The sequence below is a fragment of the Roseovarius sp. genome (assembly GCF_018066915.1).
Lineage (GTDB): Bacteria > Pseudomonadota > Alphaproteobacteria > Rhodobacterales > Rhodobacteraceae > Roseovarius.
The window spans coordinates 1-4,294 of record NZ_JAGPVV010000141.1 but is presented as its reverse complement, the minus strand read 5'-3'; the positions used below and the strand labels follow the sequence as shown (position 1 = coordinate 4,294).

Sequence of the window (4,294 nt, the reverse complement as noted above, 5' to 3'; positions counted from 1 at the left end):
TCAGGGGCATGTGTCGGCCTCGTATACGCGGGTGCCTGCGACATAGGTCGCGCAAACCTTACCCTGCAGGCGCGCGCCGTCAAAGGGGGTGTTCTTGGATTTTGACCGGAGCGCGAAACGGTCGAGAACAAAGGGCTTCATCGGATCGAAAATGACCAGATCGGCCGGCGCGCCGATGCTGAGCCGCCCCGAGGGCAATCCCAGCCGCTTAGCAGGGTTAAGCGACATGGCGCGAAAGAGCGCGGGCAGATCGAGCGCCTCGGCATGGTAAAGCCGGAGTGCCACGGGCAGCAGCGTTTCGAGCGCCACGGCGCCGCTCGCCGCCTCTTCAAACGGCAGGCGTTTGGATTCCTCGTCCTGCGGCGTGTGCATGGAGGAGATGATGTCGATCAGCCCCTCGCGCAGCGCCTCGATCACCGCTTGACGGTCATCCTCGGATCTGAGCGGCGGTTTGAGTTTGAAAAACGTGCGGTAATCCGAGACGTCGAGTTCGTTCAGGGTGAGGTGGTGGATCGAGGTGCCTGCGGTGATATCGAGCCCGTTCTTCTTGGCCCGCGCCAAGGCGGGCAGCGCGCGGGCGGTGGTGATCTGATCGGCGTGATAGCGCGCGCCGGTCATTTCCAGAAGCGCAATGTCACGGTCCAGCCCCATCCGCTCGGCCATGGGCGAGACAGCGGGCAGGCCGCGCAGCGAGGCGAATTTGCCGGAGGTTGCCGCCGCCCCGGCGCTCAGGCCGGGGTCTTGGGGGTGGCCGATGACGAGCGCGCCCAGACTGCGCGCATAGGTCAGCGCACGGCTGAGAACCTTGGTATCGCTGACCACGTGGTCGCAATCGGTAAACGCCACGGCACCCGCATCCATGAGAAAGCCGATTTCGGTCATCTCGCGGCCCTGCCGCCCCTTGGTCAGGGCGGCCATCACCAGCACCTTGACCGGCGAGGCCTCATTGGCGCGGCGGGCGACGAATTCCAGCACTTCGGGGCTGTCGATGGCGGGGGATGTGTCAGGGCGCGTGACCATGGTGGTGACACCGCCCGCCGCCGCCGCAAGGCCCGCAGAGCGATAGCTTTCCTTGTGCCGCTCGCCCGGTTCGCAGACCTTGACGCCGATATCGACGATACCGGGGGCAAGGCAATGGCCGCCACAGTCGACCACGGTCTCGGCCTGTGGTGCGTCCTCTGTGCCACGCGCAATGATCACGCCCTTGTCGATGAGGAGCCAGCCGGGGGCGTCCGTTCCTGCCTCGGGATCAATCAGGCGGGCATTGGTGAAAAGGGTTTGGGTCATACTGTTACTTTCCTTCGGCTCCGGCACGGCTCATCCCGCCACCCAGACCATGACCACGGTCAGCGCCGCGATCACCAGAAGGGCGGCCATGGCGATCTTGCCGGACATGCGGGGGTCTTTGGGTTCCTGCATTCTGTCCTCTTATAGTCCTGCAGCGGCACGGATGCGTGCCTCGGTGCCTGCGCGGTCGGCCTGATATTTGATGAGGTGCTTGTCGCCCGTGGCGGTGATCACCTGCACGGCGCTGCCCAAGCCCCGGACCGTTTTGATCTCGGACAGGCGCACCACGCGGGTTTGGGGACCAAGGAGCCGCCGGTCGGTCAGGTCCCACCGCGCCTTCAATTCATCCGAGGCGACATAAAAGCCCCGCACGGCAATAGCCGCGAGACCGCCCACTGCGCCGGTCCAGACATGCGGATTGCCAATCGCCCAGAGGATACCCATGCCAAGCGCCATGGCCCCGGCGGCAAGCCAAGCGTGGTCACGGCGATAGGCGCTGCTGTCGGGATGAAAGCTCTGGATCACGCGCTCGCCCGGATCGAGCGGCGTTGTCGGGGTCATGGAATGGATCAGCCCCTCGCTCACAGCTTGACCGCCAGACCGATGGCAATGGCCGCGCCGATGGCCATAAGCGCCAGCACGGCAAAGGCCATGAGCCGCAACCGACCCGCACCTTGCGGGCGGGCGTTGGCACGAGGGGTGAGCAGGCCGTCGGCCCCGCCCTTGGGCAGGGGGGCAAAGCGGACCGGGGCCACCTCTTCGGAAAAGCGCGCGACAAGGCGCAGGGGCGCATGTGGGCGCATTTCCTGCGCGCGCCCCTCAAAGGCGCGCGAGGGCAGGATCAGCACGCGGCCCTTCAGGCCATTGACCTGAGGCTGCATCGGCGCGAGTTCGGCTGCGGCGATGCCGTGCCCTTCGGCCAGATAATCAATGAGTGTCATGCCTTGCAGATCGGCCAGATCGAAAAGCTCGATGTGCTCGGTCTTGAGCGGCCCTGCGCCCAGCGCGGCAAGAATGGCCTCATCGGCATGGGGTTTGGCGCGGTCCTCGTCCACGGCAAAGAGGCGCACGACATGCGCCTCACCGGCCGGGATGCGCAGAACCGTGCTCATGCCGCCGCCCGGCGGGCGCGCAGGTTGCGCGCGAGCAGGTCCATCGCGGCCATGCGCACGGCGACGCCCATCTCGACCTGATCCTGAATGACCGAGCGGTTGATGTCATCGGCAATCTCGCCGTCAATCTCGACACCGCGATTCATCGGGCCGGGGTGCATGACGATGGCATCCGGCTTGGCATGGGCCAGCTTTTCGGCATCGAGCCCGTAGCGGTGGTAATATTCGCGCTCGGACGGGATAAATCCGCCGTCCATACGTTCCTTTTGCAGCCTAAGCATCATCACCACATCGGCCCCCTCCAGCCCGCGGCGCATGTCATCATAAACCTCGACCCCAAAGGCGTCGATGCCAGCGGGCATGAGCGTGGGCGGACCAATGAGGCGGACGCGGTTTTCCATGCGCCCGAGCAGGAGGATATTCGAGCGCGCGACGCGGCTATGCGCGATGTCGCCACAGATGGCCACGGTCAGCCGGTGCAGCCGCCCCTTGGCGCGGCGGATCGTCAGCGCATCCAAGAGCGCCTGTGTGGGATGCTCGTGCCGCCCGTCACCGGCATTGAGCACGGCGCAGCGCACCTTTTGCGCCAAGAGGTCCACCGCGCCGGAATGGGGATGGCGCACCACCAGCAAATCGGGGTGCATGGCGTTGAGGGTAAGGGCGGTGTCAATCAGGGTCTCGCCCTTTTTCAGGCTCGAGGCCTGCATTGCCATATTCATCACATCCGCGCCCAGACGCTTGCCTGCCAACTCAAAGCTGGCCTGTGTGCGGGTGGAATTCTCGAAGAACATGTTGATCTGCGTGAGCCCCGCCAGCGCATCGCCATGTTTGGTGGCGCTGCGGTTGAGGGTCACGTAATCCTCGGCCAGATCGAGGATCGCGGTGATATCCGCCGGGGACAGCGGCTCGATCCCCAGAAGATGCGCGTGTGGAAATGTCATGCCGCCCTCCGAGCCGGTTTCCAAAGCCTTGTAAGACCGGTGTCGCCACAGGGCAAGGCGGGGTTTGTGCGCAGGTGTTTGCCTTTCATCGTTCTGCAACTACTCAAATCCGCGCTTGGCCAAGGGCGCGCGATCATGGCTCTTTCGCCACGGCGCGGCACGGGATAGCGTCTGGCGCATGGAATCAACAATGCTCAGCCCTCAGGACGCCTTGGCCAGTCTGATCTGGCAGATCGAGCTTGGCGCGACCGAGACGATTGGCGATGCGCCAGTCAATCGCTATGAATTACCCGAGAAGACGGCCAAGCCTGTGGCGGTGCCCAAGGCTGCGGAGCGACCTGTCGCACATGCCGCGCCGCCTGCGACCGCCGATCCGGTGGCGGCGGCGCGGGCCGCGGCGGCGGCGGCGGTGGATCTGGAGGCGCTGCGCGCGGCCCTTGGGGCCTATCCGCATTGCGACCTGCGGCGCGGGGCGCGCAATCTGGTGTTCAGCGATGGCAATCCGGCGGCGCGGGTGATGATCATCGGCGAAGCGCCGGGCCGGGACGAGGATATGCAGGGCAAGCCCTTTGTGGGCCGGGCGGGGCAATTGCTCGACCGGATGCTGGCCGCGATTGGGCTGATGCGCGGGGCGAGTGCGCCGCAAGAGGCGGTCTATATCACCAATGTCCTGCCGTGGCGGCCCCCACAGAACCGCGACCCTGAACCTGCGGAAATCGCCATGATGCGCCCGTTTGTGGCGCGGCATGTGGCGTTGGTGAACCCGGCGGTGATCGTGCTGATGGGCAATATCAGTTGCGAGGCAGGTCTTGGCCGGCACGGCATCACGCGGTTGCGCGGACAATGGGCCGAGGCCTATGGCAAGCCTGCCTTGCCGATGTTTCACCCTGCCGATCTCTTGCGCACGCCTGCGGCCAAGCGCGAGGCCTGGGCGGATTTATTGGCGCTCAAGGC

At 65.5% G+C, this 4,294-nt stretch carries 5 protein-coding genes; 1 reads left to right on the top strand and 4 read right to left on the bottom strand.

Features of this window, described 5'->3' with window-relative positions:
• The 4 genes from pyrC to KBT70_RS07665 form a co-directional block, all read right to left on the bottom strand.
• Entirely contained in the window at positions 1–1,287 is a 1,287-nt protein-coding gene (pyrC, locus tag KBT70_RS07680) for a dihydroorotase (protein ID WP_296630774.1), read from the bottom strand.
• A gap of 141 nt (positions 1,288–1,428) precedes the next feature.
• Positions 1,429–1,848, bottom strand: coding sequence for a hypothetical protein (locus KBT70_RS07675; protein ID WP_296630771.1), 420 nt, complete (start codon positions 1,846–1,848; stop codon positions 1,429–1,431).
• A gap of 20 nt (positions 1,849–1,868) precedes the next feature.
• Positions 1,869–2,399: a hypothetical protein gene (locus KBT70_RS07670; RefSeq protein WP_296630768.1), complete on the bottom strand. Its 531-nt coding sequence runs from the start codon at positions 2,397–2,399 to the stop codon at positions 1,869–1,871.
• Complete coding sequence (locus tag KBT70_RS07665) at positions 2,396–3,340, bottom strand: aspartate carbamoyltransferase catalytic subunit (RefSeq protein ID WP_037275304.1); 945 nt, start codon at positions 3,338–3,340, stop codon at positions 2,396–2,398. The genes KBT70_RS07670 and KBT70_RS07665 overlap by 4 nt, the downstream gene beginning before the upstream one ends.
• A 178-nt stretch (positions 3,341–3,518) precedes the next feature.
• On the opposite strand from KBT70_RS07665, the gene KBT70_RS07660 reads away from it, so the two are divergent.
• Positions 3,519–4,294, top strand: a 776-nt coding sequence (locus tag KBT70_RS07660; RefSeq protein ID WP_296630760.1) for a uracil-DNA glycosylase, incomplete at its 3' end; no start/stop codon positions are given.